1 pseudogene is annotated in these 220 nt (G+C 36.4%); it reads left to right on the top strand.

The window, feature by feature from the left end:
• A pseudogene (locus Q0954_RS34940) lies at positions 1 to 220 on the top strand (IS4/IS5 family transposase); the annotation flags it as partial.

The raw sequence follows: 220 nt of genomic DNA, 5'->3' as shown, positions 1-220 counted from the left end.
GGTACAAGTTGGGAGTATGGCTCCAAAAAAGTTCATTTGCTCACGCTTAGCATTATTCATAATGGTGTAAGTATTCCGATTTGGTGGCAGGATTTGGATAAAAAAGGAACGAGTAATCAAAAAGAGCGAATAGCATTATTCAAAGCTGCTATAAAACAATATGATTTAAGAAAGAAGTTGTTATTAGCTGATCGTGAATACATTGGTGGGGACTGGTTGA

The sequence above is a fragment of the uncultured Microscilla sp. genome (genome assembly GCF_947493425.1).
In the GTDB taxonomy this organism is placed as follows: Bacteria; Bacteroidota; Bacteroidia; order Cytophagales; family Microscillaceae; genus Microscilla.
Note: the sequence above shows the minus strand (reverse complement) of the source record. Positions and strands in the feature narration are given on the sequence as shown.